The organism is Peribacillus sp. P4_C12, from assembly GCF_056402095.1.
This window is the reverse complement of record NZ_JBFUIB010000664.1, coordinates 1-1,738: the sequence shown is the minus strand read 5'-3', so window position 1 is coordinate 1,738 and position 1,738 is coordinate 1. Positions and strand designations below refer to the sequence as shown.

Genomic DNA, 1,738 nt, shown 5'->3' with positions numbered 1-1,738 from the left:
GTCTCTATATAGAGAGACTCAATGAAATTTCTACCAATCTCCCTATCTCATTTCTATGTTTAACTGCGATTTAATGCTTGTGTTTTTTTATACTAAGCTTATTTAAAAATGCATTCTCAGGGATTTTTTTATGATAAGTCTTTATTAATTCATGCACCTCCAAAATATATTAGGTTTATATTGATATCGAAATGTTTCCACATCAAGAATTCTTGCAATGCAAAAAAAATTTATTTACATATGACAAATAAAAAAAAGGTAAAGCATAAAAATCAGGCCTCACCTCTGAAATGATTAAAACCTATGTTTTTCTCAAGATATCAAAGCTAATTCATTTATCTTGTTGTTCCGCTCTTTAATATACTGAACTAATCTTTACGGGTGTTTCATCTAATTTATTTAATACCTTAAAAATAATTCATTTATCTCCCGCACCTTTTGTATCAAGGATTCTCTATATTAGCATTTTTAGCAGATGACACTTATCTAGGATTAAKGTATTACCTTTATAAATGAATTTAGACATCTGTGGACTTTTGCTGAGTGAAGAAAAATATGAAAATGATAATGGGAAGGGCTATTAGAAATGCATTGTTTCTAGAACTTTTTACTGTAGGAATATCTGTTAATGACATTTTACTCATTCCCTCTTATATTAGTTAATAATTCTGGTGGTACGATATAATGCTTAGTTATGATTGTATTAAATAAGTTATAATCTTCAATTGGCAGTGCCGGAGTAACTTCAGGATAACCAAAAATAGGACCCGAAACATTAATTGTAAACTCACCAGACGAAACAAATAAGCCAGTCACATGTATTACATCATTGATTAATAATATAGCTATAATGATGTCCAGTATATCGATAAAAAGGTTTCCTTCTTGCGAGTGGTCCTTCCCTTCTAAACGATGTCCTCCAAAAAGAGGACCACCTAATGAGAGACTAAATCTGCCTGGTCTTACAAATATGCCAATGATTGTGATTTGCCCGGTTAATAATAGGATTGCTGAAGTAATTTCGATACTACGTTGAAAGGAGTGAATTACTTTTTTATTTGTATCAAATTCACAGGTCTCATTCAATATCATCACTCCCTATGTAGGCATTTTATTCAGATAAACTGACAAACGTCACTTAATTGATTGATTTTTTATATTGTTTATTACTGAACGTATTGATTCTTCAATTTCTTTATATCCGGTGCAACGACAAATATTCGAAGAAAGCCATGTTTTAATCTTTTCAGGACTAGGATTGTTGTCATTAAGGAGTAATGCGTGACAAATCAATATAAATCCTGATGTACAATACCCGCATTGAAAAGCAAAATGCTCCACAAATGCTCTTTGAATCGGTGTATCCTTGAGACCTTCTATTGTAAGGATTTCTGTATCAATTGCCTCAATAGCTAACATTAAACAGGATTTTATTGGCTGATTATTCACTATCACAGTACAAGCCCCGCAGTCCCCATTTAAACACCCAGGTTTAGCTCCAGTAAGTCCGATTTTATCTCGGAGTACATCAAGCAATATATCTGAAGCCAGTATATCTATCTCGTACCATTCTTTATTTATTTCTAAATTAATTGTGATTCTTTGATTTGTGGGGTTCCTATTCAAGTTCTTCACCACCTAAATATGACAAAATATTAGATAGGGTATTTTCTAAAACAAATAATCTATATCCATCTGATCCTTCTATATCGTTTAATATAGGACTTGGTAAATACTC

Annotated in this window: 2 protein-coding genes; both read right to left on the bottom strand. The window is 31.8% G+C overall.

The genetic code is table 11. From position 1 onward, the window contains the following. Positions 1 to 636: 636 nt before the first annotated feature. Positions 637 to 1,092: a hypothetical protein gene (locus AC1DUW_RS27765; RefSeq protein WP_053346082.1), complete on the bottom strand. Its 456-nt coding sequence runs from the start codon at positions 1,090 to 1,092 to the stop codon at positions 637 to 639. Between the two features lie 42 nt (positions 1,093 to 1,134). After that, entirely contained in the window at positions 1,135 to 1,626 is a 492-nt protein-coding gene (locus AC1DUW_RS27760; protein ID WP_477644045.1) for a (2Fe-2S)-binding protein, read from the bottom strand. Positions 1,627 to 1,738 lie beyond the last annotated feature (112 nt).